10 protein-coding genes and 4 pseudogenes are annotated in these 15,344 nt (G+C 60.3%); 7 read left to right on the top strand and 7 right to left on the bottom strand.

The window, feature by feature from the left end; genetic code table 11:
• The first annotated feature begins 723 nt into the window (after positions 1-723).
• The 4 genes from NLM33_RS47060 (at position 724) to NLM33_RS47045 (ending at position 4,053) form a co-directional block, all read left to right on the top strand.
• Complete coding sequence (locus tag NLM33_RS47060; RefSeq protein WP_254106356.1) at positions 724-1,212, top strand: MobA/MobL family protein; 489 nt, start codon at positions 724-726, stop codon at positions 1,210-1,212.
• A gap of 8 nt (positions 1,213-1,220) precedes the next feature.
• Positions 1,221-1,460 (top strand): hypothetical protein, encoded by a 240-nt coding sequence (locus tag NLM33_RS47055; protein WP_254106355.1) that lies wholly within the window; start codon positions 1,221-1,223, stop codon positions 1,458-1,460.
• A 427-nt stretch (positions 1,461-1,887) separates the two neighbouring features.
• Positions 1,888-2,202 (top strand): hypothetical protein, encoded by a 315-nt coding sequence (locus tag NLM33_RS47050; protein WP_254106353.1) that lies wholly within the window; start codon positions 1,888-1,890, stop codon positions 2,200-2,202.
• A gap of 348 nt (positions 2,203-2,550) precedes the next feature.
• Positions 2,551-4,053 carry a DUF459 domain-containing protein gene (locus NLM33_RS47045; RefSeq protein ID WP_254106351.1) on the top strand — a complete coding sequence of 501 codons (1,503 nt, stop codon included), beginning with the start codon at positions 2,551-2,553 and terminating at the stop codon, positions 4,051-4,053.
• A gap of 251 nt (positions 4,054-4,304) precedes the next feature.
• Here the strand turns inward: NLM33_RS47045 and NLM33_RS47040 are convergent, their stop codons facing one another.
• Positions 4,305-4,955 carry a UPF0149 family protein gene (locus tag NLM33_RS47040; protein ID WP_254106348.1) on the bottom strand — a complete coding sequence of 217 codons (651 nt, stop codon included), beginning with the start codon at positions 4,953-4,955 and terminating at the stop codon, positions 4,305-4,307.
• The gene (locus NLM33_RS47035; protein ID WP_371930186.1) at positions 4,952-5,200 is read right to left on the bottom strand and encodes a transposase domain-containing protein; all 249 of its coding nucleotides are present in this window, start codon (positions 5,198-5,200) and stop codon (positions 4,952-4,954) included. The genes NLM33_RS47040 and NLM33_RS47035 overlap by 4 nt, the downstream gene beginning before the upstream one ends.
• A 432-nt stretch (positions 5,201-5,632) precedes the next feature.
• Here NLM33_RS47035 and NLM33_RS47030 point away from each other — a divergent pair.
• Positions 5,633-5,995, top strand: a pseudogene (locus NLM33_RS47030) (recombinase family protein); the annotation flags it as partial.
• 15 nt (positions 5,996-6,010) lie between these two features.
• On the opposite strand, the pseudogene NLM33_RS47025 reads toward NLM33_RS47030, so the two are convergent.
• The 3 genes and pseudogenes from NLM33_RS47025 to NLM33_RS47015 form a co-directional block, all read right to left on the bottom strand.
• Positions 6,011-6,190 (bottom strand): annotated as a pseudogene (locus NLM33_RS47025) (GntP family permease); the annotation flags it as partial.
• Positions 6,191-7,588: 1,398 nt separating this feature from the next.
• Positions 7,589-9,802 carry an ATP-dependent RecD-like DNA helicase gene (locus NLM33_RS47020; protein WP_254106344.1) on the bottom strand — a complete coding sequence of 738 codons (2,214 nt, stop codon included), beginning with the start codon at positions 9,800-9,802 and terminating at the stop codon, positions 7,589-7,591.
• Entirely contained in the window at positions 9,799-10,011 is a 213-nt protein-coding gene (locus NLM33_RS47015; protein WP_254106341.1) for a hypothetical protein, read from the bottom strand. The genes NLM33_RS47020 and NLM33_RS47015 overlap by 4 nt, the downstream gene beginning before the upstream one ends.
• Positions 10,012-10,865: 854 nt before the next feature.
• Here NLM33_RS47015 and NLM33_RS47010 point away from each other — a divergent pair.
• Positions 10,866-11,135 (top strand): annotated as a pseudogene (locus NLM33_RS47010) (transposase); the annotation flags it as partial.
• Between the two features lie 445 nt (positions 11,136-11,580).
• Here the strand turns inward: NLM33_RS47010 and NLM33_RS47005 are convergent.
• Together NLM33_RS47005 and NLM33_RS50100 are read right to left on the bottom strand one after the other, a co-directional pair.
• A complete protein-coding gene (locus NLM33_RS47005) occupies positions 11,581-12,129 on the bottom strand; it encodes a type VI secretion system domain-containing protein (RefSeq protein ID WP_254106339.1) in 549 nt (182 codons plus the stop codon).
• A gap of 30 nt (positions 12,130-12,159) precedes the next feature.
• Positions 12,160-12,345: pseudogene (locus tag NLM33_RS50100) on the bottom strand (type VI secretion system ImpA family N-terminal domain-containing protein); the annotation flags it as partial.
• Between the two features lie 89 nt (positions 12,346-12,434).
• Between NLM33_RS50100 and NLM33_RS47000 the strand changes: the two are divergent.
• Positions 12,435-15,344, top strand: coding sequence for a Tn3 family transposase (locus tag NLM33_RS47000; RefSeq protein WP_254106337.1), 2,910 nt, complete (start codon positions 12,435-12,437; stop codon positions 15,342-15,344).

The raw sequence follows: 15,344 nt of genomic DNA, 5'->3' as shown, positions 1-15,344 counted from the left end.
TCCAGCGGCTCGGTGTGACACGGCCGTACGTCCGACTCTTCCAGTGAAGTTTGCTCGCCCTACACTGTGCGTCCGAGGGTTACTCGGACATACCGAGCCGATCCTCATCACAGCAGGACGAGCCGTGGCAGACATTTGTCGGAATCGACGTCCGCCGTCGCAATCACGAAAACAGGCCAGGAAGGAGAGGTTCGCTTCTTCGGTGAGGGCGATGCGTCGGCGACCTGTTACGAGGGCGGCCCGACTGGCTATGGTCTTTATCGCCTGCCCCGGTCGCTTGGCCATGACAGAGTTGGCGCCATCGTTGATTCCAAGGAAGCCGGGATCAGGTGAAGACGAACCGCCAGGACGTCGTTTCCCTCGCCCGGTGCTTGAACCTGACGTTACGTCACGTTGTATGGAGATTGGCCTGCCTCTGGGCTTACAATTCGGCGCTGCGCGCGTCGGTCCACACATGCAGCCAGACCAACCTTCAACAATTAAGGGGGTCAAGCGATGCTATTCTTCTTTTTGCTGTCGACCGCTTTCGCTGTCATCGGCACAATTTACGCCGTGAGCGCATGGCTCTCCCGCCGCCAGCGTAGCCGCAACTTTCTCTTCGTTCGTCCCACACAAACGCCTAAGCGGAGAGCGTTCTAAACTGACAATCAAGCAAGGTACCTCGTTGCGATACTCTCGATAAGGGAAAATGCCATTGTTGCCTCCTCTTGAACATTCCAGTTCGTGGTCGAGCAGGTGCTGTCGCGTGAGCAGGTCGCGGACTGGGTCTATCACAATAAGCCGGACAATCCGCATGTCCACTTCATGACGACGCTGCGGCCTCTCACCGCGGACGGATTCGGGCCAAAGCGGGTCGTGGTCATCAGTGAAGACGGGCAGCCGCTGCGCATGAAATCCGATAAGATCGCCTACCGGCTCGGGGCCGGCGACAAGCGGGAGTTCCTCGATCAGCAAAACGGTTGGCTCGACTTGCAGAATCAGCATCTCGCCCTGAACGGCCTCCAGATTCGTGTCGATGGACGGTCCTATGCCGAGCGCGGGATCGACGTCGTGCCGACCACCTATATCGGCGTCGCGGCCAAGGCCATCCAGCGCCGGGCGGAGCGCGAGGGGCGTGATCCCAAGCTCGAACGGCTGCGTGTCTTTGACGAGAACCGGGCCGAGACGTTGAGGCGGATCCAGCGCCGTCCGGAGATCGTGCTCGACATGTAGGCAAGCTTTTGCATCGCTATGTCGACGATGCCGAAACGTTTCCGCGCTTGATGGCGCGGGTCCTGCAAAGCCCGGATGCGCTGCGGCTGGAAGGCGAGTCGATCGACTTCGCGACGGGCATGTGGGCGCCGGCGAAATACACGGCACCCGAGCTGATCCGGCTCGAAGCGGAGATGGCGCGGCGCGCGGTCCACCTTTCAGGCAGCACGGCCTTTACGATCAAGGCACCAGTGTCATCGCGGCCGTGACCGCGCGCGGCATCGTCTTGCGCGCGCAGCTCGCGGTGATGCTCAATCACATCAAAGATCGAATCTAGTTCATTTCGCCATGGTGCATTTGCCCCAGGCGGCACCAACCAATCCTGGTAGGTGCTTGCAGCACTCCTCCGCGATACTCTTTGGTAGGGCTCCGTGGATTACGTGCCACTCCAACCCCAGCGGCCAAGGTAGTCAGTCTTGCTAGTCCAAAGGCGAAGGCTGGCCACGAAGTTTGCGGCGCGTGGTAGGGACAGCGCTTCAGGGTCGGTCCACTACGCGAGCGTCGAGTCATCGCCGCAAACGTCGCTGGCAGCGCGGGCGCGGTAGGGACAGCGCCGGGTTTTGACTCACCCACGGCGCCGAGTCACGTCCGCGCTGCCTTCAGTCCGCGCGTGCGCCGCAGAGCGGAGCAACTACGATGCCGAGATTTATTGCCTCGTACGATCTGAATGAGACCAAACCAGACGCGCACGAAAAGCTTATCAATAAAGCTATCGAGCACGGATGGCCTCCATGGGTTCTGGACCACGAGCACACCAGCCTGTTTACTCTTCCGAACGCCACCTTGCAGGGTTCGTTTGTCGATCAAACGCAAGCGGTCGCAGCTCTCAACGCAACAAGGGCGGAGACGGGAAAAGACCTTGGGACCAAGGTCATAATGGAAAAATGGATCGTCGTTCGATACGACGCCGAACCAGACTTTGACTCCAACGAAAGAGAGAAGGCTGGCTAGAGCGTTAGCCGATCAGGCCGCAGGTATCCGGCGACGGTGAAGTAGTTTGTCGATACGGCGGCGCGCCGAAAGCCATGGTACGTTCCGTGGTCGCTAGCCAGGCAGCCCATGCATCGGAGCCAAATCAGAGCACGAATGAACAATAATTCTGCCCGCGCGGCAAGCCATCATCAGGTGAAGTGAGCAAGGGCGGGCGTTCACCGAAAAAGCCGTACGTTCCGCGGCGGAAATGTGCATGCGCGACTTGAGCGGACGCTACCGAATTGACGAGACGCACTTCACGGTGATCTGAGACGCGTCACAGAGCCTTAGTGATACAATGTTGGGGTCTTAGTGCGGTTAAAGAGCATGTCCGACAAGCCCAAAAAAATGGGCGTCTTGACCGGAAGCCGTCCGCTGATCGCGTTGGCAATTGCGGCGGTGCTCAGCGTTGGCGGGCCCGCCTCGGCGCAGTTTTTCAATTTTGGCGGATTTCAGCAGCGGCCGCCGCCACAACGCGGTGGCGGCGGGATCGGTGGCGGCTGGTTTGGTAACGACACATTTGGTCCGTTTCAGCAGCCCGCTCCCCAGCCTCGGCGGAGGGCCCCGCCGCCCGTGCGCGAGGATTTTTCGAGGGCCCCGCCGCCTGAGAAGCGCGACATGGTGCCCGAACGCTACGTGCTCGTGCTCGGCGACGCCATGGCCGACTGGCTCGCTTACGGCCTTGAGGACGCTTACGCCGAGCAGCCCGCCATCGGCGTAATCCGGATGGTGAAAACGATCTCCGGCCTGATCCAGTACCAGCCCAAGGGGGCGCCTGCCGATTGGACCTCAGCTGCAAGGAACATCCTCGCCAACGAAAAACCCGACGTCATCGTGGTGATGCTAGGCCTCAACGATCGTATGGCGATCCGCGAGCCGGCCGCCGAGAAGAGCGACAAGCCAGCCGACAAGAACGACAAGAATGAGCGAAGGCCGGACAACAAGCCTGCAGATGCGAAGTCGAAGGACAATTCGGGCAACACCGCAGCCAAACCCGACGACAAGGTCGCCGTCAGCGAATTGCCGGCGGACGATGCAGAGAATACCGACGCGCCGCGGGTAGCGCTGGAGAAGAGCACGCGTTCGCCGAATGGCATCTATGAGTTTCGCGACAACCGCTGGGTCGAGCTCTACACCAAGAAGGTCGACGAGCTGATCGCGGTCGCAAAGTCGAAGGGCGTGCCGGTGGTCTGGGTGGGACTGCCCGCAATCTTCGGACAGAAGAGGACCTCGGACATGCTGTTTCTCGACGCGCTCTACCGCGATGCTGCGGGGCGCGCTGGGATCACCTATGTCGATATCTGGGACGGATTTGTCGACGAGGCGGGGGCCTTCCTGCAGAAGGGCCCGGATCTCGAAGGCCAGATCCGCCAATTGCGCACCTCTGATGGCGTTTATTTCACCAAGCCCGGCGCGCGCAAACTCGCCCACTATGTCGAGCGCGAGATCAGCCGTCTTCTCGCTGCGCGCTCGGGACCGATTGCGCTACCCACCGAGCCTGCGACTCCCGACTCCAATGTGGCCCCCGGTCAGCCCGCGCCGCGTCCGCTGGCCGGGCCGATCGTGCCGCTGGTCGCCGCCACCATTAACAGCGACCAATTGCTCGGCGGCCCGGAGGCGCCGCCGGCCCCGGTCGACGCGCTTGCCGCGCGGGTCATGATTAAAGGTGAGCCTTTGTCGCCGCCAGCTGGTCGCGCCGACGACTTTACCTGGCCGCGTCGCGAAGTCGAAACGCCAGTGGCATCGGCGTCACCCAATGGCTTGGGCGATGTCCGCGCAGAGATGACGACGCCGGCTGCGTCGTTAAAGCCAAAAAAGCATCGCCGCTGAGAAGTAGGGACCGCCCGCGCGGTCTTTTGCCTAAATTGGCGGCCTTTTGCATTCGCGAATGTCTCCTGTTCGCCCGAAGCGACAGCTTGGGATGTCTGCTTCTCTAATCCGCCGTTTGAGGTCAAGCGCTTTCAGACGGTCCGTAAGCGGCAAAGAGACTGTCTCTTTGCCGCTTACGTTGCTGCGCTTCTCAGAAGTTCAGTGGCCTACGGTAAGCGGTACGAGAGGGCCACGGACTTGGCGCGGACGGCCTACGCGCCACGCTTGAAGCGTATAGGCATCCAGAACTGCCGCAGGGCCTCGACGGTTGCTGGAATGTCGCGCCAGGCGTTTTGGACGATGGGTTGTGTTCCCAGTGTGCGCCGGGCCGGGGGCAGCAAGGGCCGACCGGCGTCATCGATGCAATGGACCAGGATCGGCCGCAGCATAAGGTGTTCGGTTCCGTTCGGGGAGAGAAGCCGCGACCAGACGAGAAGCCGAAGCTTCATGACGGCGTAGAAGCCCATGCACCAAGGCTGCGGGTCGACGTCGCCGTCCGGCGATCGCACGAACAGCGGCTCGAAGCTCTCCGGTCTCGTCGACAGCGTCTCGCTGATCGCGTTGTGGCGCATCAGCGTGGCAGCGATCGCCGAGAACTCCTCGGTGTCGTGATTGAAGGCGTCGAGATCGACGCCGAGGAGCGGGCACACCCATTCCTCGGAGGCCATCGAGACCGGCCCGGCGACGACAGCGGCCACTGCGCCGTCGAGCATGGAGAGCGACGTCGCCCGCGGATGCCGAAGCGTCGGTGACCTGGCGCGCTCGCTCATCCATTGCCCGAGCCGCTCGAATGACATGGCATAGTCCGCCATCGTCGCCTTGACCGGCTTACGCGTTACTCGCCGTTGCTTCCGCTTCGTCATGCCACGGCACGCTTTTCGGCTTCGCGCGCGGCCTTCCAGTTCCAGGCCAGAAGTTCGTGAAGCTGGTGGGTCTTCGTGGCGCCGCTCACCATGCGTTCGAGAACGTCGACGAGATAGGCCTCGGGGTCGAGGCCATTCAATTTGGCCGTGTGAAGAAGCGAAGAGAGTACCGCCCATGTCTCGCCCCCGCCTTCCGAAGGGGCTGCATAATGCAGGGATTCCGGGCAACGAAGTTCGAGTAACATATCCATTCCATCCTGACGCTGGCCGAGACTTGGTCGTGCTCGGCGAACAAATCCACGATGGCCATCGCCACTTCACGGTTCGCCGCGAGAACGGCCGCCTCCATCTTCTGCCGGCATGGATGACGGAGCTCGAAGCAGCATCGGCTAAAATTGTAGCTGATCCGTTTCTCCCGGTGGAGCGACTTCTTGAGCTTCGCACGTTCCTTGACGTCCTCGTAGCCTCGCGTTGGGAGGAATCGCCTCCCGTCGAGGGAGGAGCCCATGTCCAAGACGATGCAAAAGAGGTGGCAACCGGATCTGTTCGCGACGGCGCGAGCGGAGCATCTGCCTCAGGTGGTGCAAGCCGAGGCCGCAAAGTTGCTGTCGCTTCTGCTAACGAAGCCGTCGCAAAGGCGCCCGCCGCGCCAGCCCAGTCAGGTCAGGAGGCGGGTCATGACGAAGATCTCCGCTGATCACCTGGCGCGTAGCGCCGTGGTTTACGTTCGACAGTCATCGGTCGATCAGGTTGTACACAACCTGGAGAGCCAACGCAGGCAATACGGCCTTGAGGCTCGCGCCCGTGCACTCGGCTGGAGCGAAGTCGAGGTAATTGATGATGACCTCGGCAAGTCTGGCGGCGGCGTTGCAAGACGTGGATTTGAGCGGTTGTTGGCGTTAATCTGCGAGGGCCGTGTCGGCGCGGTGTTTTCGATCGAAGCTTCCCGCCTCGCTCGAAACGGTCGAGACTGGCACACGTTGTTGGAGTTTTGCGGCTTGGTCGGCACGCTCATTGTCGATGAAGATGGCGTCTACGATCGATCATGTTGATACCTGCGCCAGGAAGTTGGCGGCGCTCACCATGAAATTCTGGGTCCAGTTGGCAAGCAACGGCTGTGCGCCGAACGCGGCCGCCACCAGCGCCACGATCGGCGCGAGCAGCAGGACGGCCCAGCCACGAAACGCAAAGAAGATGAGCAGCGAAAGCCCAACGAGGATGCCCAGCAGTCCCATTCAGCACTCCGTGAGCAGGCTATTCAGGAGCGGGATTCCAGATCGGGCGTCGAGCGCTAGCCGATATCCGTGCCGAAAGCGTCAGTGAACTCCCTTGCTGCGAGCCGTCTTTCCGGGCACATCTCCGGATTTTGGATCAGCCCGGTGTTTTACCGCGGTTTTTCCGTCGGCGAGCAGCAGCCCACGCGCGCCTCGCTGACCGAACCGAGCTTACGGAGATAAGGACTGCACGGACCCGACAGCGCCAACGGCTCGGCGGATTAACTCGTCTGCATTCAAGTTCATTTTGCCTCGCTGTGGCGGATTCGACTGCCTTAAGCAAGTCTTCTGCTGCCACCAACTCTACAACAGCTGCTTATTCTCTCGGATGAGATTGATCTCCGCCACCTGCAAATTCTTGTAGGTTGATCAACATCGTGTTCTGCAGGACTGAATTTCAGGCCTGCACTGGCAGTCATCAGCACAATCAAGACTGAGAAAAAGCCGAAGCGATGTCGCCACTACAAGCAATCGTCAGCTGGCTGGAGCTGGTGATGATTTCGTTGTCCGATTGGCGGCAGAATCAGGGGGCGGCGCACCGATAACGCGGAGTGCGTTGTGCTGACGTCGGGTCGACCTGACCATCCTCTCCGGAATAATAATGTGAGGGAAGCCCATTGTTTTTCATTCAGCCGAAGTCTTCCACTTCACGTGCACCATCTGGAAATGATCAGCACCTCTGCCAGCAATCCACCATCAAGTCTGCCAGCATCCCAGATTCGGTGACGACATCTCGAATATTCGCTGGGGCACGCAGCTCTATTAATCGGCGAGCAGTCCTGCGGATCACAGCGGTTGCGGTCTTCGCGTGGCTCTTCGTGCGGCCAGGCCCGAGCGGTTCCCGATTAGCGAAAGCCAGCGCTCCGGCAAGCAGAGCGCTCGTCAATCCGGCCGCTCCTGATGATTTAGACACAAGTTACAGCTCCGTTAACGCTCACTCATTCCCGGCCGGACATTGTCGCGTGACGGACTTGGAGTTCAAAAGTGTCGAGTTGGGCTCGAACTATGCAGACGTTGTTTACAGGTTTGGCTGCGCAGGCACTCTCATGTCAAGCGAGATCCAGGAGGGCATCAAGTTTCAGGTGTTTACGTGGAACGACGGGCAGGTCTTGGTGCTCTTCGCCAACGGAAGTCTTCTGATCGCATCACAGTCCGGCTCCTAATGCGAGATTCTGTGACGTAGCGAGCATTGTTTTCTGCGGATTGGACGCAAAATGCGGGAGGCGGGCATCGCTAGATGCTCATGCAATAAGTGGGGGAGCCGTTTATGCTGTGATTGTTGTCGTCATCGCCGACCCATCTCGAATTCGCGCTGGCAGGTTGACGATGGTCGGCTCTGTTGCGGCTCGCGCGCCGAGATCAAATGATCGTGCCAATCGGCGCATGGTCGGATGAAGCCTCGCGCAGCCACTCGGCGAGCTTGGACCACCGTCGCCGCCCGGAAACATTCCGTACCGCGATGGCAATGGCCTTCTTCTGTCCAACCAGAACGACCAGCTTCTTGCCGCGGGTGACGCCGGTGTAGAGCAGGTTACGTTGAAGCATCGCGTAGTGCTGGGTCATGATCGGAATCACGACGGCGGGGTATTCCGATCCCTGGCTCTTGTGTATCGTCGCCGCATAGGCCGGGGCCAGAATGTCGAGTTCGCCGAATTCATAAGCAACAATGCGGCCATCGAATTCTGCGGTGAGCTCACCTTCGGCAGAATCGACGTCGACCACCGTGCCTATATCGCCGTTGTGGACCTCCTTATCGTAATCGTTCTCGATCTGCATAACCTTGTCGCCAGGGGCGAAGGTCCAGCCAAACCGTTCGACCTTGCGCTCGCCGGCAGGGTTGAGAGCGGCCTGCAATTCGACGTTCAGAGATCGGGCGCCGACACCGCCCCGGTTCATCGGACACAGGATCTGGATGTCACGAATCGGATTGAGGCCAAATCGCTTGGGGATGCGGGTTTTCACGAGCTCGATGATGCGAGCAACGACCTTCTCTGGTTCATCAGCCTGGACGAAGTAGAAGTCGCTTTCGCCTTCCGGCGGACTGAGATCGGGGATTGCGCCCTGATTGATGCGATGGGCGCTGACAATGATCCGGCTCTGAGCGGCCTGCCGGAAAACCTCGGTGAGCCGCACCACCGGCACGGCGCCGGAGAAAATGATGTCGGCCAGCACCTGGCCGGGACCGACCGAAGGCAGCTGATCGCTGTCGCCGACGATCAACATGGCGGCCCCGTCCGGAACTGCCTTCAGCAACGCCCGCATCAGCATGGTGTCGACCATCGAGGCCTCGTCGACGACCAAGAGGTCGCAGTCGAGCAGGTTGTTCTCGCCGCGTTTGAAGCCACCTGTCTTGGGGTCAACTTCGAGCAGGCGGTGAATGGTCTTGGCCTCGAAGCCGGTCGCCTCGGTCATGCGCTTGGCGGCGCGGCCGGTCGGCGCACACAGCAGCAGGTTGGTGCCCTTGGCCGCCAGGATATTCAGGATGCCTTTGACGATCGTGGTCTTGCCCACCCCGGGTCCGCCGGTCATGACCACGACCTTGGATATCAGGGCGAGGCGAACCGCGGCGACCTGGCTTTCCGCGAAGGACATTCCGATTTGCTTCTCCACCCAACGCAAGGCCTTGTCGGGATCGATCGTTGGCCACGGTGGCACGCCGTTGGCCAGATGCAACAGGCGATCGGCAACGGTACGTTCGGCCCGATGAAGAGCGGTAAGGAAAACACACGGCGCATCACCAACCCGCTCTGCGACCACGGTCCCCTCTCGCAGTTCAAGTTCGAGCGCGGCACGGATCAGGCCCGAGGGAACTTCGAGAAGCTTCTGCGCGAGCGGGATCAGTTCGTCAGTCGGTAACCCACAATGCCCGTCATCCATCGCCTCGGTCAGGGCATAGGAGATTCCAGCGCGCACCCGCATCATCGCTGTCTTTTCGACGCCGAGCTTCATGGCGATGGTGTCGGCCGTCTTGAAGCCGATGCCGCGGATATCGCGTGCCAGCCGATAGGGGTTCTCGGTCATCACCTGGATCGCATCGGAACCGTAGGTCTTGAAGATCCGCACCGCACGTGCCGTTCCGACGCCGTGGCTGTGTAGGAACACCATGATCTCGCGGACGGCCTTCTGCTCGGCCCAGGCAGCCAAGATACTGGCGGCGCGGACCGGGCCGATGCCGCCAACCTCGCGCAGCCTGGCAGGGGTCGACTCGATGATGTCGAAAACCTTGTCGCCGAAGGCGCGTACGAGCTTTTTGGCATAGACCGGTCCGACACCACGGATCATTCCCGAGGCGAGATACTTCTCAATGCCGTCAGCCGACGTCGGCGGCGATGTTCGCAGGAACCGTGCCTTGAACTGCTGACCGTGGGTCCGGTCATTGATCCAGTCGCCTGTGGCTGTGATCCACTCGCCCGCGGCGATGGTCGCAGCATGGCCGACGGCCGTCACGAGGTCCCGATGGCCACGCGCCTTGACGCGCAGCACGCAGAAGCCGTTTTCGGCGTTGTGGAACGTGACCCGCTCGACGATGCCGGCCAAGACGTCCTGGGATGATGCGTCGCTCTGAGGTCTCAATAAGGTCGCCGTTTTAGGGGACTATCGGCTGCGCGTCGGGCCGACTCGCCGGTAGCTTGGCTGAATTGGTGGCGCGGGATATTGATGATGGCGAAGCGTCGGCGCTCCTCCGCCGCCGTCTCTGCGTCCGCTTCGACGACGATTTTCGACAGTCTCCCCGCTCGCATGAATTTCCACGCGAACGGGTGATTCGCCAAAATCGACTTCATGTCGCCGCCCACTTCGACCGCGAATGATCGCAAAGGACATTTGCATATACTCCTTGGGGATGCCCCGGGGTTCTGCTGAATTTCTGAAAAGGTCGGCGTTGCCCACCCTGAGCCGGTAGGCTCAGGGTGCTGATTCCACAAAGGAGAGCAACGCCATGACGAGGGATATCACACCCATTCAGCATGCAAAATCGATTACGCAGGATGGACTTGTTGGCGGCGACGCCTTCAGAAAATTGCGGGAAGCCGCCCGTGGTACTTTGGAGACAAAACCCTAATCCGGGATCAACAGAACCTCGCGGCGTCAATCACAGGTTCGTGGCAAAGGCCATCGTGAGAGGCGTGAATTCTCCTTCAACTCGGCCATGTGGCCCTGCCGCCTCAGCTTGACAATTCGGGCGGCGGAATAGGCGTAGTCAACCAACAGCGGCGCATCGATGGGCTTTAGATGCGTATTGAGTACGAGTGCGGAGTCGAAAATACTTTGCTCAAGCTTCGGCAAGGATGCGATCGGGGTGATCGCCGGTCGCTTGTGGATTGTGTTCGTGAAGGATTTGGTCGCAAAGTATCTCAGCGGCTGACCGCATATTCAGCCGGCTGCGACGACCTTAGACGCGGGCTACGCTGCAGCCCACGTATGACAGCGTGGGATACGGTGAAGCAAAAAACTGGATTGGGTGTCCACCTTCCGGCTGAGAACGAAGCGTCATTGATCGGTCGGCCGTGAACAAGGCTCTAAGTGATTGAGCGGGAGTCTGTTTTCGGGTTTTGGAGGCGTTTGAGATTGCAGGGATTTGGGGCTTGAGGCTTCCAAACCCTGCAAATTGGTTTTTGGATGTGCATCGGAGAAGACGATGCGGCCGAAGAAGCACAAGACCACGGGATCGAATGACCTGTTCCGGGCGCGGCTGGACCAGATCATCAACATGAAGCACGAGCTGGTTCTGCTGGCTGGCAAGGTCGATTGGGACTGGATCGACGGCGAGATCGCTCCGCTCTACAGCGAGAACGGCCGGCCCGGGATCGAGACCCGCTTCATGATCGGGCTTTTGCTGCTCAAGCACATTTACGGGCTGTCCGATGAGGGGGTGTGCGAGCGCTGGGTCCACGATCCGTATTTCCGTGTGCCTCGTAGCCGGTGCGTATCTGCCGGCACAACTGTGTTGAAGATGGGAGGTGGCCTCCCGGAGCCGGCCTGCAGGGGCAGGCTTCAAACCACTCCAGGCTGCTGCGTTTAAGAGACGTGGTGGTGAGCGCTGGGGAAAAGGCGGCGGGCTACGCCGTCAGGTGAGTGATGAGAAGATGAGCGCAAGCGAACCGCCGATGACGCATCGAAATGGGTCCAGGCGCTGTCAAAACGAGCATGGGGATAGTGATGCTCGGAAGAGTGTGGGCGACACCTGCTTACGGTCCACGCGGCAGCCGGTGTATAGGCGGCATGATCTCATCACAGGCTTCAATCCGGAACGAGGGAACCTGGCTCGGGGTGTTAAGGGATGTGAATCGGCGCGAGGGTCCGACGCCGATCGGCGCCGGGGTCACTCTTCCGGCACTTGCTAAATCAAGATGTTAGCCTACGAGATGTACTGATTGAGGGGTCAAATTTCGATCAGCATTAACAACGATGCTATCGCCAGGCGGAAACACCGCGGTGCGGCCACCCGACTCGGGCGGGAGCGCGTCAAAACGCATCCACGAGCCGACGCGATTGAGCAGATAGGCCTTCGGGTTTGTCGGCGATGCGACGCGCATGGCGGCGGCTGCCTGCCGGAGCATATCGGGCAAACGCAGCGTGAACTCGGCCCAGTCGCCATCGACGCCGCCCAGGACCGCCAGAGGTGGTGCCGCCCGTTGAGCCCCGTCAACCGGCGGCGCAGCCTCCGCCGGCGCGGCCGAGGTCTCCTCGGCAGCACCGACCGCGTCGGCCATGCGACCCGCGGCCTCGGCGGCCGCGCGTTTGGCTTCCTCGTAATGCGGTTTCAGCGCCCGGAAAAGCTCGCCCAAGGCAACCTGCTCGTTGATCAATTTCTCGCCGAACTGGCGATCCAGATCATCAAGCGCTTCATAGGCGGCAAGCACCGCCGGATAATCGGCTTCAGTCGCCGCAGTTTCGGCCACAGCCGGACCAAGGCGACCGACGAGCCAATCGACCGCGCCAACCCGTGCACGTTCCCGCTTGATCGGAGGATAAAGCCCTTCCCAATGTACGCCTATCATGCCGCGCAAGATTTCTAGTCCCACGGCAAGACCCTGATATCCCTCGATGCGAAAGAGACCATAGACAGCCCAACAGGCAATCAGGCCCTGTCGGCTCGAAACTTGGATTTTGGCCAAGTTGAAGAACGTTGTGGGAACATGGCGGCGGTGATTGACGGCTGAACTTATTGGGAATGACAGTGTGCTCCGAATTATGGAGTTGACTGATGGGTTTGAGTATTTCGAGTGAGGATTTTGTCGGGCGTTGGAGCCTGAGTTTTTCCGATATTGAATTTGTGAACGGCAAGCAGGCCCCGGCGCGACTGGGATTAGCGGTTCAGCTAAAGTTCTTCGCTGCGCACGGCTTCTTTTTACAGGACCATGCCTCGATCCCGACCGACGGCGTTTCCTGGCTGGCCGTGCAGCTTGGCGTCGAATGTGACGCCGTGAACCAGTACGATTTCTCCGGCCGGACAGCGCGCCGGCATTGTGCCGAGATTTTGCAGCATCTCGGCTTTCGACGCCTGAAACGGCCCGACCGGGAAAAGCTGACATTATGGATTGCTGGCGAATTGTGTCCGACCGGGCACTCGGTTGGCACCATGCTCGATCAGGTTTTTCTGTGGTGCCGGGACCGTTGCATATACGGCCCGTCGCACAAGGAACTGGAACGCCTGGTGCGTTCGCAACGGCAGCAGTATCTCGATAGCTGGTTGACAGGGGTGAGCCCTCGCCTTTCAGCAGGCACGGTCGCATTGCTGGAAGCGTCTATTGCCGATCCGGACGGCCAGACCGGCTTCAATACGATGAGGGGTGATGCCGGTCAGACCACGCTCGACAACATCCTCGGCATGGCGGCGAAGCTCGCCTTCATTCAGAAACTTAATCTGCCACGAGATATCTTGTCGACGACCGGCAAGGCATGGGTGGAACAGATCGTCCGCCGTGTCGCCGGCGAAAAGGCCTGGGAGATGCGGCGGCACGCGCCGGCCAGACAAATCGGCCTCTACGCGATTTATCTTTTGTCGCGGGAAGCGCAGCTCACGGACGCCATGGTCGACCTGCTGATCGAGACGGTCCACAAGATCGGGACGCGCTCGAAACGCAAGGTCGTGGGCGATATCGCGAAAGACATCGAGCGGGTCTATGGCAAGGAAAAGTTGCTGGTCGAGATTGCCGTTGCCTCGATCGACGAACCGGCGGGGCGCGTCTGCGATGTCATCTTCCCCATCGTCGGCAAGGACAAGCTGGCGGCGATCGTCAAGGAAAGCCAGGCAAAAGGGGCTCTCGACCGGCGTATATATCAGGTGATGCGCTCGTCCTGGGCCAATCATTACCGGCGCATGCTGCCCAGCCTGCTTTCCGTTCTGGAATTCCGGTCGAACAACACCGTGTGGCGTCCGGTTCTGGCGGCGCTGGATTGGATCAGAAGCAAGGTGGATGACGGCTGCCGGATTGTGCCGATGGAAGATGTGCCGATCGACGAGGTTATGCCGGCCAGATGGCGCAGTTCGGTCATCGATGACGATGGCCGTGTGAACCGGATCAGCTACGAGCTCTGCGTCCTCACCCAATTGCGTGACCGCATCCGCTCCAAGGAGATTTGGGTTGTCGGCGCGAACCGTTATCGCAACCCTGACGACGATCTTCCCAAGGACTTCGAAATCCACCGTGACGCTTATTATTCCGGCCTTAACCTGACCCCGGACGCGCGAGCGTTCACGACCGGCATCCGCCGGGAGCTTGAGCATGAGTTGCTGCTTCTGAATGAAACGATCCCACGAAACGACAAGGTCCGGCTGCTGTGGCGCGGCGAAAATCGCATATCGATCACACCGTTCAAGCCTCTGCCGGAACCGAAGGGGCTTGAAGCGATCAAGGGCGAGATCGGTCAGCGCTGGCCGATGACGGGACTGCTCGACGTGCTGAAGGAAGCGGCACTCGATACCGGTCTGCTGGAGGCCTTCGAAACGTCGGCGTCGAGAGTTGCCCTGTCGCGCGAGGCGCTAGATCGGCGGCTTCTGCTGTGCCTTTATGGTCTCGGCACGAATGCCGGGCTCAAGCGGATCGCCGGCGCGACACCTGATGTCAGCTACGACGAGCTGCTGCATGTTCACCGCCGGTTCATCCATGCGCCGGCGCTGAGGGAGGCGTGCGCACGGGTTGCAAACGCGACCCTGGCCATCCGCAATGCCGCTGTCTGGGGTGACGCGGGGACGGCTTGCGCGTCCGATTCGACAAAGTTCGGAGCATGGGACCGTAACCTTATGACGGAATGGCATGCCCGATACGGCGGGCACGGTGTGATGATCTACTGGCATGTCGAAAAACGCGCGACCTGCGTCTATTCGCAATTGAAACGGTGCTCATCCTCGGAGGTCGCCTCCATGATCGAGGGCGTGCTGCGGCATTGCACCGATATGGAAATCCAGCGGCAATATGTCGACAGTCATGGTCAGAGCGCCGTCGGTTTCGCATTTTGCCGCCTTCTCGGCTTTGAACTCGCCCCACGCCTGAAGGCGATTGCCCGCCAGAAGCTGGCCATCCTGGATGCGGCAATGCGCACAAGGCTGCCGAATCTCCTGCCAGTCCTTTCCGGCGCGATCAACTGGGATGAGATCGAGCAGCAATATGACGAGATGGTCAAATATACGGCCGCCATGCAGATGAGAACGGCGGACCCGGAGGCGATTTTGCGCCGGTTTGCCCGTGCCGAAATAATGCACCCGACCTACAAAGCGTTGAGCGAGCTCGGCCGCGCGGTAAAGACGATATTCCTGTGCCGCTATCTTCGCCAGGAATCGTTCCGTCGAGAAATCCACGAGGGGCTGAATGTCGTCGAGAACTGGAACAGCGCCAACGGCTTTGTCTTCTTCGGCAAGGGCGGCGAGATCGCCACCAATCGGATCGATGAGCAAGAGATCTCTGCTCTGGCTTTGCATCTGCTGCAAGCGTCGCTGGTTTATGTGAACACACGCATGCTTCAGACCGTGCTGGTGGAACCGAAATGGGCTGCACGGATGGCGCCGGAAGACTATCGCGGCCTCACGCCCCTGATCTACAGTCACGTCAATCCTTATGGCCGCTTCGATCTCGACTTGAATAGTCGGATCGATTTTGATCGGCTGGCGGCATAA

Origin of the sequence: Bradyrhizobium sp. CCGUVB1N3 (assembly GCF_024199925.1) — a bacterium.
Classification (GTDB): domain Bacteria; phylum Pseudomonadota; class Alphaproteobacteria; order Rhizobiales; family Xanthobacteraceae; genus Bradyrhizobium.
Note: the sequence above shows the minus strand (reverse complement) of the source record. Positions and strands in the feature narration are given on the sequence as shown.